Raw genomic sequence first — 16,163 nt, 5'->3', positions numbered from 1 at the left:
GTTTTTTAGTTTTGATTAGACTGGATTTTACTCAAAAATGGAGTTTTGTCCTAGTCACTTTAATTTATCATAAATCATTTGATAAAGATTTTGAGAAATTTCAAAATGACCAAACCTTAATTTTGAGCTCATCTGATTCCATTCAGGAAATTTACGTAAATCCTGTAAGGTAACTTCTTTTTCTATTTTTTCAAAAAGGACATTCCGTCTAAATGTAATAAAATTAGGAGCCATTTCAAATTCGTAAATGCTGTCATCTGCAATGGTTCCAACAGCAACGATTTTTTGATAAGGATTTGGTATATTCATAGATATTTTAGGGGCATAATACAGTATTTTATCCCCTTTTTTCATGCGAGTTAATGGTGCTTTTTTACCATGAGAGAGTTGACAAAACCCTCCGTTTACTCCTAATAGAACATGTTCTTTAGATGCAACACCAATCCAATATTTTATCATATTTATTCCTCCAATAACTTGAGTAATAACAGGTTCAGTTGTTCTTTTTTAGTTCCAAGCTTTTCAAAAAATTCTTGATCGACAGCTTCAACTACAGGCAATGCTTTAGTTAAAGTTTTCTGACCATGTTTCGTTAATTGTACTGATTTTGCTCTAGTGTCTATTAGTGAATTCTGGCGAATGACTAGTTTTTGTTTTTCTAAATTTCTAATAATAGTAGAAACGGTCATTACATCAATATCGGATTGTTTTGAAATATCAACTTGGTTAACCTCAGAATTTTTTTGATTTAGGTGACCTAATGAAGCCAAAACGACAAATTGAGGGTGGGTCAAATTGATATTTTTTAATTGTTCTTTGATTTTTTTGTGCCATAAATTGTAAACTTTTATAAAAGAAAGTCCAATAGATTGAGTGGCATCACTTTTGTAATGCGAAGGGAATTCACTCATTTTGCGGCCTCAATTAATTTAAAAACAGAAGTGGGAACATCAGAAAATATTTGAGCTGCAAAGTTTAAATCTTCCCTAGTAGGAGGTTGTTTTTCTGGAATAAATTCAACAGAATGTTTAATAAGTGTCATGCCATTTAACTGTTTTAGTTCATGTTGGAAATAGATATCTGCAACATTTGGAATAGATGTTTTATCAGTAAATTCTTGATTTTTTTCAGCAGAAGTTAGAATAAAGGATAAAGAGGGTTGTCCTTTTAATTTCATGTTACCTGTAGTTCCGGTTTCAAAATTTCCATTTAAAGAAATAGCTTCTAAATCATCTTCCCATAAAAACCAATTATCAGTAGTTGCATATAATGGCCAAATTTGTTCAGGTAGTAGCTGCGTTTCAGTTTCAAAACTAAATTTCATAGTAGATAGCTCCTTTTTAGTAAGTGTACTTATAATATAAAGTTATATAATATTTTTGTCAAGTGAATTTTTGTTTAATTAGGCGTTAAAAGATATTGACTACGTTGAAGAGTACGGGAATATCCATTACATAGTGTGTTAGAAAGAAAAAAATCTTCGCTAAAGTAGTGAAAATACTTTAGCGAAGATTCTTATTTTTTGATTGAACTCATTGAGATTTTTGTCAAGGCCAGCTCTTTTGAGCCAACTCTTCGAGAAAAAGATAAAAATTCGAGGTGTCAAAAAGCGCCACATCAATTTTTCCTATTTTCTTGCCAGAGTTGACCGACTCAACAAGCTTTTTATCTTTAAACATATAATAAAATTGAAAAATACATAAATCCAGTTCCTAACATAACGAACAAGTGCCATAAAACATGCATAAATTTAACGCTGCGCATGCTATAGATTAGTGCACCTACTGTAAAGGATACCCCACCGGCAACTAATAACCAGAAGCCAACAGGTCCTAATCCATCGTACAAAGGCTTCATTGCGAGAATACATAACCAACCCATAATGATATAAATAATGGTTGATGCGTTTTGGTATTTATCTAACCAAATACATTTGTAGATAACACCTAAAATAGCCATAAACCAAATGATGCCAAATAGTGTCCAACCTAATGCTCCACCAATTGTGACTAGACAGTAAGGAGTGTACGTTCCAGCAATAAGTAGATAAATGCTACTATGGTCAAAAATCTGAAAAACACGCTTAGCTCTTGTGAAAATTAAACTGTGAAACAAGGTTGAGGCTAGGTAAAGTAAAATTAAGGTTGAGCCATAAATTGCGTAAGAAACTGTTTCGAGAACGGAACCTGATTGAGCGCCTTTAATTAATAAGATGACGAGACCTGCGATACTTAATCCAGTAGCAATACCATGTGTTACAGCATTAAAAACTTCATTGACAATTAAGTAACTTTTTGAAAAATGAGTTTGATTATTAAGTGTTTCTTTCATAGTTGACGACCCTCCAGAGTTGATAATTTACTTAGATATGTTGAAAAATAGTCTATTTTTCGCACTTAAACAAATTTATTGGATTTTTATTCAGATTTCAACAGAAGTTTTCGTATCTCTAGTGTACGAAAATTCAAGAATCTGTTATACTACATTACAGAAGTTAAAAATTTAAACGTGTTTAATGAAGAAGCCTTTTTTATCTGCTTTTTATTATTATAGCACGAACAAGTCAATTTTTGCATAAAGAAAGTGTGGGGTTAATAAAAAATGAAGAAAATTAAAATTGTGACGGACTCTTCCGCCGAGTTAGGCTCAGATGAAATTGAAAGTTTAGGAATCCATGTCTTGCCATTAACGGTGATGATTGATGATGTGTTATATACAGATGGTGTAACCATTAAAAAAGAAGACTTTATGGGCATGATGGCTGAAGCTAAGGATTTACCAAAGACAAGTCAACCACCAATCGGTTATTTTGTTGAGCTTTATGATGAACTAGGGGCCGATGGTAGTGAGGTTATCTCCATCCATATGACTGAAAAGTTAAGTGGAACAGTTAATGCTGCGCACCAAGCCGCTCAATTATCTAAAACTGATGTGACCGTTATTGATAGTGATTTTACGGATCGTGGACTGTCATTCCAAGTTCTTGAAGCTGCGAAATTAGCTCAAGAAGGGGCAGATAAAGAAACGATTCTTAAGCGAATTGAACATGTTAAGGAACATACAAAACTTTATATTTGTGTCGTGACTTTAGAAAACTTAGTCAAAGGTGGGCGAATCGGGAAATTAGCCGGTGCTCTCTCAAGTTTCTTAAATATTAAAGTGATGATGGAATTAGTCAATGGTCAACTTGAAGTTTGTGTTCGAGGACGCGGTATGAAGCCAATCAATAAATGGATTGCTGAATTACAAGAAACACTGAAAAATACGCCTAATTTAAATGCGATGTCTTTTTCATTTGCGGATGACGAAGTGTATTTAGAAAATTTAAAAAATGAATTTCAAGCAATTTTGCCAGATACACCAATGCGTGTGAAGTTAACGAGTCCAATTATTTCTACTCATGCTGGAAAAGGTGCATTTGCGATTATGTATTATACAGACTAAAGCAAAGTGATTTTGATGAACAGATCAATTAAACTTGATCTGTTCTTTTTAAACTCACTAAAAATAAAGTGGGGGATCAGAATGAAGAGAATACGTTCCTTTTTAGGAATCATCCTTTTTTTAGGAGTGGTAGCTCTGATTGTCTTTCAAGTAATGATGTTTATTTCAAAAGATAACAGTAAGACTACTATAATAGAAAATAAGGGCAAAGAAATCAGTTCCGAGCAAATCAAAACAAAAGAGTTGAACTTAGTCGCAATTGGCGATTCTTTAACAGAAGGTATCGGCGATAGTACTGGGCGAGGTGGTTATGTCCCGCTAGTTGCAGAATTACTTGAAAGCAAAGACGAAATTGAAACCGTATCAACAAGTAATTATGGGATATCAGGGAATCGTAGCGATCAAATTTTGAAGCGGATAAAAAAAGATGAGAAATTGCAAAATGATGTTAAAAAGGCTGATGTGATTGTTTTGACAGTTGGTGGCAATGATTTAATGAAAGTTGTTCGTTCAACGTTATTAAAAGTCAAAGAAGATAGTTTCATCAAACCTCAAAAGGAATATAAAGAACGAATTGAAGAAACTTTTAAAGAGCTACGTTCGTTAAATTCAGATGCTCCAATTTATGTTTTTGGTATCTATAATCCATTTTATTTATACTTTTCAGAAATAACTGAAATGCAAGATATTGTTGACTCTTGGAATGAAACGACGCAAAGTGTTGTTGAAGAGGAGCAAAAGGCTCACTTTATTCCAATTAATGATATTTTATATAAAGGTGGAAACCAACCAGAACTGTCTGAAGATCAAAAAGATACAATTGATTCTAGTGTAAAAGATAAGAAAGAAAGCAAAGTATTTAATGATTTACTTTTTGAGGAAGATAACTTCCATCCAAATGATAGCGGGTACGAACTGATGGCTCAATCACTTTTTGATGAAATGATGGCTAGTCGTAAAGAGTGGTAAAAAAATAAAATGTAAAGGAAGTCGATTGACTTTATGAAAACAAAATTAACAAATTGGCTAAAGTCGCTTAAGAAAATTAGAATTGATAATCCTTGGAAATGGGCATTTTTAGGCTTAATTGCGATTATTTTAGGTTTAGGCATCTGGGGATTTACTAAGATAACTGTACCAGTTAATACGATTACCGATACAACTGCATCCAAAAATAAAAAAGATGTCTCTTTTGAAGTAGCTGCTGAAAAAGCAGAAATTAATCGACTGGTTGCTCATTCTTTAAATGAATTTATTGAAGATGATGGCATTAAATATGAATTAGTTTTAAATGATGAAGCGGAACTGATTGGTACGTTTAAATTATTTGGGCATGATGTTCAATTTTATTTATATCTATTACCATATGTGATGGAAAATGGAAATGTTCAGCTGAAAGCTACTAATCTCTCAGTTGGGGAGCTGAATTTACCAATAACTTCTGTCATGAACTTGCTTGCTAAGCAACTTAAAATACCGGAATGGGTACAAATTGATAGCAAAAAACAATTAATTGTTTTAAACTTAAACGAGTACAAAACGGATACTGGAATGACAATCAAGGCGAAAAAATTTGATTTGAAAAATGATGATATTCGTTTCACAATTTCAGTTCCTTTAAAAGAAATTAAAAAATAAAAAGTAGGTGGAAAAATGAAGGAAATAGCAATTTTTGCTGGTGGCTGTTTTTGGTGTATGGTAGCGCCATTTGATGAACAACCAGGTATTCAGCAAGTTCTTTCTGGTTATACTGGTGGGCAAACAGTAAATCCTACTTATGAAGACGTTATGAGTCATAAGACGGGACATACAGAAGCTGTTGAGATAACTTTTGATCCAACTATTATTTCTTATCAAGAGCTTGTTGATATTTACTGGCAACAAACGGATCCAACAGATGCTATGGGCCAATTTCAAGATCGTGGGGATAATTATCGTCCAGTTATTTTTGTTACAGGTGAGAAACAACGAGAAATTGCTGAACACTCTAAAAGCCAGCTTGAAGCAAGTGGAAAATATAAAAAGCCAATTGTTACAATGATTGAAGAAGCGAGTGTTTTTTATCCAGCCGAAGAGTATCATCAAAATTTTTATAAGAAAAATCCTGCTCGCTACGAAGCTGAACAGCAAGAACGACAAGCGTATGAAAAAGAAAATAGAAGGGATGGTGTGTGATGAGACAATCTTTCTATCACTTTTTAATGACTGAACGAAATCCACATAAACGAGATGAAGTCAGTCAATTTGCTAATGATGCCTTTTTAGACATCGCTTTTCCAAAGCAATCAGAGAGTTATCATGATATTAGTCATTACCTAGAAATGAATGGAGAGTATTTACCCTCTATGCGCATTTTTGATGAGGCGTGGGAACGATACATTGAGAAAATGAATTAACAAATAAAAATGAACTTAATTTGGAGGAAATCAAACATGAGTATTCATATTGAAGCACAAAAAGGTCAAATTGCAGAAACAGTTTTATTGCCAGGTGATCCATTGCGAGCAAAGTATATTGCAGAAACATTCTTAACAGAAGTGGAACAATACAATCGAGTTCGGAATATGTTTGGCTATACAGGGCTTTATAAAGGTGAGCGTATCTCTGTACAAGGAACAGGTATGGGCTTACCTTCAATGATGATTTATGCAGAAGAATTAATAACGGAATACAATGTTCAAAATTTAATTCGCGTAGGGACTGCTGGCGGAATGCAAAAAGATGTAAAAGTTCGCGATGTTGTATTAGCGCAAGCAGCAACAACTGATTCAAGTATTAATCGAAATACTTTTGGTGGTCAAGTTGATTTTGCACCAATCGCTGATTTTGATTTATTGAAAACAGCCTACGATATAGGTACAGAAAAAGGTCTTTCTTTAAAAGTCGGCAATGTTTTATCGGCTGATCGCTTTTATAATGCTGAATTAGATAAAGTTAAATTGGCTAATTATGGAATTTTAGCAGTTGAAATGGAAGCAGCTGGATTATACAGTTTAGCCGCGAAACACAACCGTAAAGCATTAGCTATTTTAACCATTAGTGACCATATTTTTACTGGAGAAGAAACCTCTTCTGATGAACGAGAGCGCACATTTACAGATATGATGATTGTTGCACTAGAAACAGGGTTAAAACAAAAATAATTTTGGGGGCGCCATATGAATAATGAATCAGAGGAAAAAGAAACTCAGCTAAATAGCTCCAAAAGAAAAACTAAAATTGGTTTACCAGCTTATATTGTTTCATTGTTACTGGTTGCGCTAATTGCTGCTGGTGGGACGTATTTTGTTACAAAGCAACTTAATGAAAATGCTACTAGCCAATCAGCTACTAATAGTGGAGCAAAAACTGAACAGGAATTTGCTAAATTACAAGAGGTTTATCAACAGTTAACGACTCGTTTTTTCCAAAAAACGGATAGCAACAAGTTGATTGAAGGAGCAATTACCGGGATGGTAAATTCTTTAGATGATCCTTATTCACAATATTTAAATGCGGAAGAAGCAACGGCCTTAAATGATAGTATTTCTTCTTCTTTTGAGGGCATTGGCGCAGAAGTTATGAATCAAGACGACGCAATTACAATTTCTGCACCGATTGTCGGATCTCCTGCTGAAAAAGCAGGGTTGAAAACAAACGATATTATTTTAAAAGCCGATGATAAAGAATTAACAGGGCTTAGTTTGACAAAGGCTGTTTCCTTTATTCGTGGCGAAAAAGGCACAAAAGTAGTGTTAACAATTAAACGTGGAGATCAAGTTTTCGATGTGACTGTGACTAGGGATACGATTCCAGTTGAAACGGTTAAGAGTCGTTTAGATGAAAATGATCCAACGATTGGTTATATTCAAATCACCAGTTTTGCTACTCCAACGTATAAAGAAGTTACAGAAGCCGTTGAACAATTACGAAAAGATGGCGCGAAATCTTTCATTTTTGATGTCAGACAAAATCCAGGTGGTTTACTGGACCAAGCCTTACAATTATCTAATATGTTTGTTGATGAAGGTAAAATTCTAATGCAAACACAAGAAAGAGGACAAGAGCCACAAGTTATTAAAGCTGATGCTTCATTAGGTGACTTTAAAGTGACTGAACCTGTGACATTGTTAGTGGACGAAGGTAGTGCTAGTGCTTCTGAAATCTTAGCAGGTGCTATGAAAGAATCTGGAAATGTGACAGTTATTGGAACGAAAACTTTTGGTAAAGGAACTGTTCAAACAGTAGCGAACTTATCAGATAAGAGTGAGTTGAAATTGACAATTGCTAAATGGTTAACACCAGAAGGGCAATGGATTCATAAAAAAGGCTTGGAACCAACCATCACTGTAGATTTGCCAGATTATGTGCATTTATTACGCGTGGATTCTTCCAAAAAATACCAAGCAGGTGATTTATCTGATCAAGTTAAAAATCTGCAAGCTATTTTGAAAGCTTTAGGTTACACACTTGATAATACAGATGGTTATTTTGATGCCTCAACTACCGAAGCTGTGAATGCATTCCAAACAGCACATGAACTCCCAGTTGATGGGATTGTTACAGGAAAAACAGCAGATGCATTAGTTGCTGATTTAGTTAAATTAATTAAAGAAAATGATACACAATATGAAAAAGCCGTTTCTTATTTACAAGAAAAGTAACGAGTTGGAAAAGCCATCAAGGGAAGTTATTCCTTTGATGGCTTTTTTTATTTAATTAGTGCTTTTTTTTATAATGATTATCTAGGGAAGCGCTTTATTTAAGTAGAAGGGAGAAAAATTTGAAAAAACATCATTAATTTGTTGTAAATTAATAGTTATTTTAGGGATAATCTTGTATGATAGAAGAGGATTAATAAGTTTAGTAGTTTGGAGTGAAGTGCATGGAAAATAAAATTTGGCGAGACCATCTGTGGGATTGGTTTAAAGCATTCCTTTTAGCTGTTTGTGTGGCCGTTGCGTTGCGCTATTTCATTCTATTGCCAATCACGGTACAAGGATCATCAATGATTCCAACATTGCACCAAGGGGACCAAATGATTGTTGAATCAATATCTAAAATGAGACGTTTTGATGTCATTGTTTTTCAAGATTCTTCTAATCGCACATTAGTTAAACGAATTATTGGTTTACCAGGAGACACAATTGTCTATAAAGAGGATCAGCTATATGTCAATGACAAAAAAGTAAGTGAACCTTTCTTGAAAAATAGCTTAGTTGAAAAAGCTGGTGAAACTTGGACATCCGATTTTGATTTAGAACAATTAACAGGCACAAATAAAATACCTAAGAATAGTTATTTTGTTTTAGGTGATAATCGTAGATCAAGTAATGATAGTCGAGCATTTGGCTTTGTAGATGAAAAGGATATTATTGGTAAAACAAATTTTATTTACTATCCTATGAAACGAGCCGGTTTTATTAATTGATTCTAGTTATAGCAAATGAACTCTAAAATGTGAAAGTTTAAGGAAAGTAGGAACGCATATGGCAAAAACAAATTATTCAGACACTAGTTTTGATGAAATCGAAAATTTTGAACCAAGAAGTAGAAAGTATCCTTCTAAACAAAGTGGAAAAAATAAAAAAGGGAAGAAAAATAAACGCAATGAAATTGTTAGTACCTTTGGTTACATTATTGTAGCTTTAGTCATTGCTTTATTAGTTAGACAATTTTTATTTGCTCCAGTCAGTGTAGATGGGGAATCAATGATGCCAACTTTAAAAGATGGCGATCGAATTGTTTTAAATAAATTCGAAAAAATTGACCGCTTTGATATCGTTGTATTTCCAGGGCCGGATGATCCATCAAGATTGTATATTAAACGTGTTATTGGTTTGCCTGGGGATGAAATCACTATTCAAGATGACATTTTGTACATTAATGGTAAAAAAGTAGATGAACCTTATTTAGATGTATTTAAAGCTAAATTAAAAGAGAACCAATTGTTAACAGGCGATTTCACTTTAATGGGTAAAACTGGGGAATCTAAGGTTCCTGAAGGTGAATATTTTGTGATGGGGGATAATCGCTCCAATTCAAAAGATAGTCGGATTTTTGGTTTTGTCCATGCTGATAAAATAGATGGAACAGCCGAATTTAGAATATGGCCATTGACTGATTTTGGCTTTATTAAGGCTCGTGAAAAATAAGAATAAAAATTGAAAAGGGTGGCAGTTATTATTGCCATTCTTTTTTAGTGAGAATAGGAGAAAAAGTAAATGACAATTCAATGGTTTCCAGGACATATGGCAAAAGCACGACGTGAGGTTTCAGAAAAATTAAAATTAGTGGATATTGTTTTTGAATTGGTGGATGCACGCATTCCTTTATCAAGTCGTAATCCAATTTTAGATGAATTAATCGGAGAGAAGCCTCGTGTCATTATTTTGAATAAAAGTGATTTAGCTGATGAGCGTCAAACAAAAGCCTGGGTAAATTATTTTAAGGAACAAGGAATCTCAGCTGTACCAATCGTAGCCCAAGAAGGTAAAGGTATGCAAAATGTGATGTCTGAGGCCAAGTTACTATTAAAAGAAAAATTTGACCGTATGCGTAGTAAAGGCATTAACCCTCGAGCAATACGAGCGATGAGTATAGGCATTCCAAACGTTGGGAAATCAACATTAATTAATCGTTTTATCAAAAGAAATATTGCGAAGACAGGAAATAAACCTGGCGTAACTAAAGGGCAACAATGGTTGAAATTAGGCAAAGAGCTTGAGCTATTAGATACTCCTGGAATTTTATGGCCTAAATTTGAAGACCCAGAAATCGGAAAAAAATTAGCTTTGACAGGTGCAATAAAAGATACCCTTTTACAAATGGATGATATTGCCTTATTTGGATTAGATGTAATGCGAACGTATTACCCAAACCAACTTGCTAAACGTTATAGTTTGACAAAGGAAGAATTGGTTTTAGAGTTGCCAGAGTTATTGATTTTAATTAGTGAGAAGCGTGGCTTTAGAGAAGATTATTCTAGAGCAAGTGAAATGATTGTTTTTGAAATTAGAAGCGGTCGATTGGGGCGCTACACATTAGATCAAGCGCCAGTTACATTGCCAACAGAAGGATTGGAAAATGAGTAATGGAAAAAAAGCAAACAATTAAAGAAATTAAAACCATTTTAGCTAGCATTACGGATGCAAATGATCCTCGTTTAATCGAGTTGAAAAATGATGAACGCAAAGGAACTATTAATGCGATTAAAAGTTGGGAAAAAGCACAAAATAAACTAGTTGCTCTTGAAGTTAAACATCAAGAGATGCTGGCTTATGAGCTAGCTATTTGGCAAGATGGTCGGAATTATATTGCTGGAATTGATGAGGTTGGACGTGGTCCATTAGCAGGTCCAGTTGTGGCGGCAGCTGTTATTTTGCCTCATGATTTTCATGTATTAGAAATCAATGATTCAAAACAGCTTTCAGAAAGTAAACGTGATGAGTTATTTGATAAAATTAAAGACTCAGCTTTAGCCATTGGTATAGGCATAAAAGACGAAGGAATTATTGATCAAGTCAACATTTATGAAGCAACAAAATTAGCAATGATTGAAGCTGTTGAAAATCTAACAATTGATCCAGAACATTTGCTTATTGATGCGATGGTCCTTGATTTACCAATCCCGCAAAGTAAAATTATTAAAGGGGACACGAAAAGTTTATCCATTGCTGCAGCAAGTATTATTGCGAAAGTTACACGTGATCGGATGATGAAAGAATACGCTAAAATGTATCCTGGTTATGGTTTTGAAAAGAATGCGGGATATGGAACAAAAGTTCATTTAGCTGGTTTAGATGCACAAGGTATTACACCTATTCATCGTAAATCTTTTTCACCAGTGAAAGAGCTGGTGTTAGAAACAACTGAATAGCCTGACTAGAAACTGCAAATTGTATTTCTTGCAGTTTTTTTAGTTAGTCCGCCTCACTTTAAAAGTTTTTAGTTCTTTTAGTGGATATTATGACGAGAAGACTAAAATTTGAGGGGTTGGAATAAATGAAAAAAGAAACATTACGAGACCAATTAGTTCACTTTACACTCTGTCAAGGCATCGGTGCTACGGCAAGCATCCAAATGATAGCGGCTTTAATTGATCAACCAACTAGTTCACTGTATGAGTTGAGTCAACTAGTTGGATTATCAGCATCTAAAAGAACCGCTTTTATTACAAGCTATCATAAAATTAATTTTGAAGAAATAAAAAAACTCTATCAAAAAATGCATATCGGTTGGGTAACTATTTTAGATGACGATTATCCAGATTATTTAAAGCATATTTACAATCCGCCAGCAGTTTTATTCTATCAGGGAAATAAAGAGTTATTACGAAAAAAAATGTTGGCTGTTGTTGGAGCACGAAAAAACACTTTATATGGAGTACGAGCTTTAAAACAAATTTTACCTGGTTTGATCGCCTCAGATTTTTTAATTGTCAGTGGTTTAGCTACGGGTATTGACTTCGAAGCCCATAAATTAACACTAGAACTTTCTGGTGAAACAATCGGAGTCGTTGGCACAGGACTTGATTTGTGTTATCCTAAGGAAAATCAGGATTTACAAAAGAAACTCGCTAAAGAACACCTGGTTCTATCAGAATATCCACTTGGTACAAAGCCTTTAAAACAACATTTCCCAATGCGAAATCGGATTATTTCGGGTTTAGCAATTGGGACACTAGTGATAGAAGCTGCTGCAAGAAGTGGAAGTTTGATTACGGCAAATTTAGCTTTAGCAGAAGGGCGAGAAGTTTTTGCTCTACCAGGTAATATTACAAGTAGTTTGTCTGCTGGAACGAATGAATTGATTGCCAAAGGAGCAAAATGTGTGACAAAAACGGAAGATATTTTAGAAGAATTTTATCAGTAAATCGAATTTTTAGTAAGACAAATTCAAATGAATATCGATTGTTTTTTATTTTTTCTTCTATTATATATAATAAACTAATACGTTACTTAGTTGACAAAGTACCTAAAAATAGCATAAGATGAATTACGATTTCAATTTAAAAAAAGAAAACTATTAAAAGCTCAATGAAAGGAGCATTTCTTTGGCCTATAAATATTTAGTCATAGTAGAATCACCAGCTAAAGCAAAGACAATTGAAAAATATCTAGGAAAAAATTATAAGGTTCTAGCAAGTTTAGGACATATTCGTGACTTGCCAAAAAGTAAAATGGGGGTTGATGTAGAAAATAATTATGAACCTCATTACATCTCTATTCGTGGTAAAGGCGATATTATTAAAGACTTGAAAAAGCACGCTAAAAAAGCTGAAAAAGTTTTTCTCGCAGCCGATCCAGATAGGGAGGGGGAAGCCATTGCTTGGCATCTTTCTTTCTTACTCGGTTTAGATATCGAGGATAAAAATCGTGTTGTATTTAATGAAATTACTAAAGAAGCAGTAAAAGGTGCTTTTAAAGAACCACGGTCAATTAACATGGATTTAGTTGATTCACAACAAGCACGCCGAATTTTAGATCGTTTGGTAGGTTATACAATTAGTCCAATTTTATGGAAGAAAGTCAAAAAAGGCTTAAGTGCAGGTCGAGTTCAATCTGTTGCGCTGAAGTTAATCATTGATCGAGAAAATGAAATTACTGCTTTTAAGCCAGAAGAATATTGGACGATTGGTGGTAATTTTAAAAAAGCGGCTAAAAAATTTAAAGCCAATTTTTATGGTATTGATGGCAAGAAAAAAGAATTAAAAAATACGGATGATGTACAAGCAGTTATAAAAAAATTAACGTCCAAAGATTTTGAAGTAACAAATGTGACAAAAAAAGAACGTAAACGTAATCCAGCCGTTCCATTTACAACGAGTAGCTTGCAACAAGAAGCTGCACGTAAATTGAATTTCAGAACGCGGAAGACAATGATGGTTGCTCAACAATTATACGAAGGAATTTCATTAGGCCGTGGTGGTGCAGTTGGTTTAATTACTTATATGAGAACTGATTCAACTAGGATTGCTGACAGTGCGAAGGCTGAAGCGGCAGAATTTATTGTTAAAGAGTACGGAAAAGAGTATTCTGCGACAACCTTTAAGAAAACCAAAAATGCACAGGGCTCTCAAGATGCCCATGAAGCGATTCGTCCTTCAAGTGTTTTACGAACACCCGCTGAAATTGAAAAGTATTTAACGAAAGATCAATTAAAATTATATAAACTCATTTGGTCGAGATTAGTTGCTAGCCAAATGACACCCGCTGTCTTTGATACGATGCGCGTTGATTTGTTACAAAACGGGGTTATGTTTAGAGCCAATGGTCAAAAAATAAAATTCCCAGGATTTACAAAAGTTTATATTGAGGGCAATGATGAAGGTACTGAGGAAAAAGATAATATTTTACCTGATATGGAAAAAGGCGATTTAGTTAAATCAGTAGATATTGAGCCAAAACAACATTTTACTCAACCCCCTGCTCGATTTACAGAAGCTACCTTAATTCGTTCCCTAGAAGAAAATGGTGTTGGACGCCCATCAACATATGCTCCAACATTAGAAACAATTCAAAGACGTTACTATGTGAAGTTACAAAGTAAACGATTTGAACCAACAGAACTTGGCGGGATCGTGAATACAATTATTGTTGAATTCTTCCCTCAAATTGTTGATATTCATTTTACAGCAGATATGGAACAACAACTCGATTTTGTTGAAGAAGGAAAAGAAAACTGGGTTGGAGTTATCGACCGATTCTATAAACCTTTTGAAATAGAAGTTGCTAAAGCTGAAGAAGGTATTGAAAAAATTCAAATCAAAGATGAACCCGCTGGATTTGATTGTGATTTATGTGGCCATCCAATGGTGATTAAGTTAGGACGTTATGGAAAATTTTATGCATGTAGTAACTTCCCAGAGTGTCGTAATACTAAAGCTATTGTGAAAGAAATCGGTGTTACTTGTCCAGTCTGTAAAGAAGGACAAGTTATTGAACGTAAATCTAAAAAGAATCGAATCTTTTATGGCTGTGATAAATACCCTGAATGTGAGTTTGTTTCATGGGATAAACCAGTTGGAAGAGATTGTCCTAAGTGTCAACATTATTTAGTTGAGAAGAAACTTAAGGGCGGTAAACAAGTCGTATGTAGTGACTGTGATTATAAAGAAGCAGTTCAGAAATAATTATCAAGACATCCTTAGAAGCTAGAGGAAACTCTGCTCCTAAGGGTGTTTTTATAGTTTTATTCATTTTTTAGTTGAAAAGAGTTAAAATTTTTATTAAGCTGTCAACTTTACAGAATTTCCGATTTAACTTTTATGCAAAAAAGTGTATAATTGTATAAGTAGAAAACGCTATCTAAATGAATAGTTAGGGTTAACTTTTAAAAAAAGATAAATGGTGTCTAGTTTTGGAAAGAAGGGATAGTATAAATGAATAATGCACAATTTATTAATGTGATTGGAGCAGGATTAGCAGGAAGTGAAGCTGCTTTTCAAATTGCAGAAAGAGGCGTGAAGGTCCACTTATATGAAATGCGGCCAGTAAAAAATACTGAAGCACATCACAGCCCTAATTTTGCAGAGCTAGTCTGTACCAATTCGTTAAGAGCCAATCAACTAACCAATGCTGCAGGCTTATTGAAAGAAGAAATGCGCCAATTCAATTCATTAATTATCGCAGCAGCTGATGCTACTGCGATTCCAGCAGGTGGGGCTTTAGCTGTGGATCGAGATACATTTTCAAAAAAAGTAACGGATTGTTTGAAAAACCATCCTAATATTACGGTTTATTCGGAAGAAGTCACGACCTTACCAGAAGGTCCCACTATCATTGCAACAGGTCCTTTAACTTCAGAGGCGTTAGCCAAGGAAATTTCTGCATTTACTGAATCTGAGGGACTTTATTTTTATGATGCAGCAGCTCCAATTGTAGATAAAAACACCATCGATATGGATAAAGTCTATTTAAAATCACGCTATGATAAAGGTGAGGCAGCATACCTTAACTGCCCAATGACAGAAACAGAATTTAATCGGTTTTATGATGCTTTGGTGGAAGCTGAAGTTGCTCCTTTGAAATCTTTTGAAAAAGAAAAGTTTTTTGAAGGATGCATGCCTGTAGAAGTAATGGCTCAAAGAGGTCGGAAAACATTATTATTTGGTCCAATGAAACCTGTCGGGTTGGAAGATCCTAAAACAGGACGCAGGCCTTATGCCGTGGTCCAACTGCGCCAAGATGATGCTGCAGGGTCGTTATATAATTTAGTTGGTTTCCAAACTCATTTAAAATGGGGGGAACAAAAACGGATTTTACAAATGATTCCAGGTTTAGAACAAGCTGAAATCGTACGCTACGGTGTGATGCATCGCAATACTTTTATGAAATCGCCTGATTTATTAAAACAGACTTATCAATCTAAAAAACGTTCAGATTTATTCTTTGCAGGTCAAATGACAGGTGTAGAAGGCTATGTTGAGAGTGCCGCAAGTGGATTATTGGCTGGTATCAATGCAGCTAAGTTAATCAAAGGTGAGGAATTACTTGTTTTACCAACTGAAACAACGATGGGAAGTATGGCTCATTACATTACTCATGCCGATGCACGTTATTTTCAACCAATGAATGCCAATTTTGGTTTATTTCCACCTTTACCCGAAAGAATTCGCGATAAAAACCTACGAAATACAGCGTATGCAGAACGTTCATTAGAAATAGTTGCAAATTTAAAGAAAATTCGCTCAATTCAGTAATCTATTGATTGTATTCTCTTTGTTGATATGATAAAGT

Annotated in this window: 18 protein-coding genes; 14 read left to right on the top strand and 4 right to left on the bottom strand. The window is 34.4% G+C overall.

Annotation, left to right across the window (positions count from 1 at the left end; genetic code table 11):
* Positions 1-54: 54 nt before the first annotated feature.
* From MHI00_RS08935 to trhA, 4 genes are all read right to left on the bottom strand, one after another.
* Positions 55-459, bottom strand: coding sequence for an EVE domain-containing protein (locus MHI00_RS08935; RefSeq protein ID WP_341112921.1), 405 nt, complete (start codon positions 457-459; stop codon positions 55-57).
* Positions 460-461: 2 nt separating this feature from the next.
* Positions 462-911 carry a MarR family winged helix-turn-helix transcriptional regulator gene (locus tag MHI00_RS08930; RefSeq protein ID WP_057000378.1) on the bottom strand — a complete coding sequence of 150 codons (450 nt, stop codon included), beginning with the start codon at positions 909-911 and terminating at the stop codon, positions 462-464.
* Positions 908-1,324 (bottom strand): hypothetical protein, encoded by a 417-nt coding sequence (locus MHI00_RS08925; RefSeq protein ID WP_057000379.1) that lies wholly within the window; start codon positions 1,322-1,324, stop codon positions 908-910. Before MHI00_RS08925 ends, MHI00_RS08930 begins: the two co-directional genes overlap by 4 nt.
* A 347-nt stretch (positions 1,325-1,671) precedes the next feature.
* Positions 1,672-2,331 carry a PAQR family membrane homeostasis protein TrhA gene (gene trhA, locus MHI00_RS08920; protein ID WP_010052938.1) on the bottom strand — a complete coding sequence of 220 codons (660 nt, stop codon included), beginning with the start codon at positions 2,329-2,331 and terminating at the stop codon, positions 1,672-1,674.
* 270 nt (positions 2,332-2,601) lie between these two features.
* Here trhA and MHI00_RS08915 point away from each other — a divergent pair, with 270 nt between their 5' ends.
* The 14 genes from MHI00_RS08915 (at position 2,602) to trmFO (ending at position 16,126) form a co-directional block, all read left to right on the top strand.
* The gene (locus tag MHI00_RS08915; protein WP_010052936.1) at positions 2,602-3,444 is read left to right on the top strand and encodes a DegV family protein; all 843 of its coding nucleotides are present in this window, start codon (positions 2,602-2,604) and stop codon (positions 3,442-3,444) included.
* 81 nt (positions 3,445-3,525) lie between these two features.
* A complete protein-coding gene (locus MHI00_RS08910; protein ID WP_341112914.1) occupies positions 3,526-4,413 on the top strand; it encodes an SGNH/GDSL hydrolase family protein in 888 nt (295 codons plus the stop codon).
* A gap of 33 nt (positions 4,414-4,446) precedes the next feature.
* The gene (locus MHI00_RS08905; RefSeq protein ID WP_010052933.1) at positions 4,447-5,082 is read left to right on the top strand and encodes a YpmS family protein; all 636 of its coding nucleotides are present in this window, start codon (positions 4,447-4,449) and stop codon (positions 5,080-5,082) included.
* A 15-nt stretch (positions 5,083-5,097) separates the two neighbouring features.
* Positions 5,098-5,619, top strand: coding sequence for a peptide-methionine (S)-S-oxide reductase MsrA (gene msrA / locus MHI00_RS08900; protein ID WP_010052932.1), 522 nt, complete (start codon positions 5,098-5,100; stop codon positions 5,617-5,619).
* Complete coding sequence (locus tag MHI00_RS08895) at positions 5,619-5,840, top strand: YozE family protein (RefSeq protein WP_015076296.1); 222 nt, start codon at positions 5,619-5,621, stop codon at positions 5,838-5,840. Before msrA ends, MHI00_RS08895 begins: the two co-directional genes overlap by 1 nt.
* A 36-nt stretch (positions 5,841-5,876) precedes the next feature.
* Complete coding sequence (deoD, locus tag MHI00_RS08890; RefSeq protein ID WP_010052930.1) at positions 5,877-6,587, top strand: purine-nucleoside phosphorylase; 711 nt, start codon at positions 5,877-5,879, stop codon at positions 6,585-6,587.
* Between the two features lie 15 nt (positions 6,588-6,602).
* Complete coding sequence (locus tag MHI00_RS08885; RefSeq protein WP_332637788.1) at positions 6,603-8,087, top strand: S41 family peptidase; 1,485 nt, start codon at positions 6,603-6,605, stop codon at positions 8,085-8,087.
* 221 nt (positions 8,088-8,308) lie between these two features.
* Positions 8,309-8,854: a signal peptidase I gene (gene lepB / locus MHI00_RS08880; RefSeq protein WP_010052926.1), complete on the top strand. Its 546-nt coding sequence runs from the start codon at positions 8,309-8,311 to the stop codon at positions 8,852-8,854.
* 58 nt (positions 8,855-8,912) lie between these two features.
* Positions 8,913-9,578 carry a signal peptidase I gene (gene lepB, locus MHI00_RS08875; RefSeq protein WP_010052923.1) on the top strand — a complete coding sequence of 222 codons (666 nt, stop codon included), beginning with the start codon at positions 8,913-8,915 and terminating at the stop codon, positions 9,576-9,578.
* A gap of 69 nt (positions 9,579-9,647) precedes the next feature.
* Positions 9,648-10,517: a ribosome biogenesis GTPase YlqF gene (gene ylqF / locus MHI00_RS08870; protein ID WP_010052921.1), complete on the top strand. Its 870-nt coding sequence runs from the start codon at positions 9,648-9,650 to the stop codon at positions 10,515-10,517.
* Positions 10,517-11,302 (top strand): ribonuclease HII, encoded by a 786-nt coding sequence (locus tag MHI00_RS08865; RefSeq protein ID WP_317914093.1) that lies wholly within the window; start codon positions 10,517-10,519, stop codon positions 11,300-11,302. Before ylqF ends, MHI00_RS08865 begins: the two co-directional genes overlap by 1 nt.
* A 125-nt stretch (positions 11,303-11,427) precedes the next feature.
* Entirely contained in the window at positions 11,428-12,297 is an 870-nt protein-coding gene (dprA, locus tag MHI00_RS08860) for a DNA-processing protein DprA (RefSeq protein WP_341112898.1), read from the top strand.
* A 181-nt stretch (positions 12,298-12,478) separates the two neighbouring features.
* Complete coding sequence (gene topA / locus MHI00_RS08855) at positions 12,479-14,557, top strand: type I DNA topoisomerase (protein ID WP_010052918.1); 2,079 nt, start codon at positions 12,479-12,481, stop codon at positions 14,555-14,557.
* Positions 14,558-14,806: 249 nt separating this feature from the next.
* Positions 14,807-16,126 carry an FADH(2)-oxidizing methylenetetrahydrofolate--tRNA-(uracil(54)-C(5))-methyltransferase TrmFO gene (gene trmFO / locus MHI00_RS08850; RefSeq protein ID WP_341112895.1) on the top strand — a complete coding sequence of 440 codons (1,320 nt, stop codon included), beginning with the start codon at positions 14,807-14,809 and terminating at the stop codon, positions 16,124-16,126.
* Positions 16,127-16,163 lie beyond the last annotated feature (37 nt).

Origin of the sequence: Carnobacterium sp. FSL E2-0243 (assembly GCF_038003605.1) — a bacterium.
Taxonomy (GTDB): domain Bacteria; phylum Bacillota; class Bacilli; order Lactobacillales; family Carnobacteriaceae; genus Carnobacterium; species Carnobacterium maltaromaticum.
This window is presented reverse-complemented; position numbering and strand designations above follow the sequence as displayed.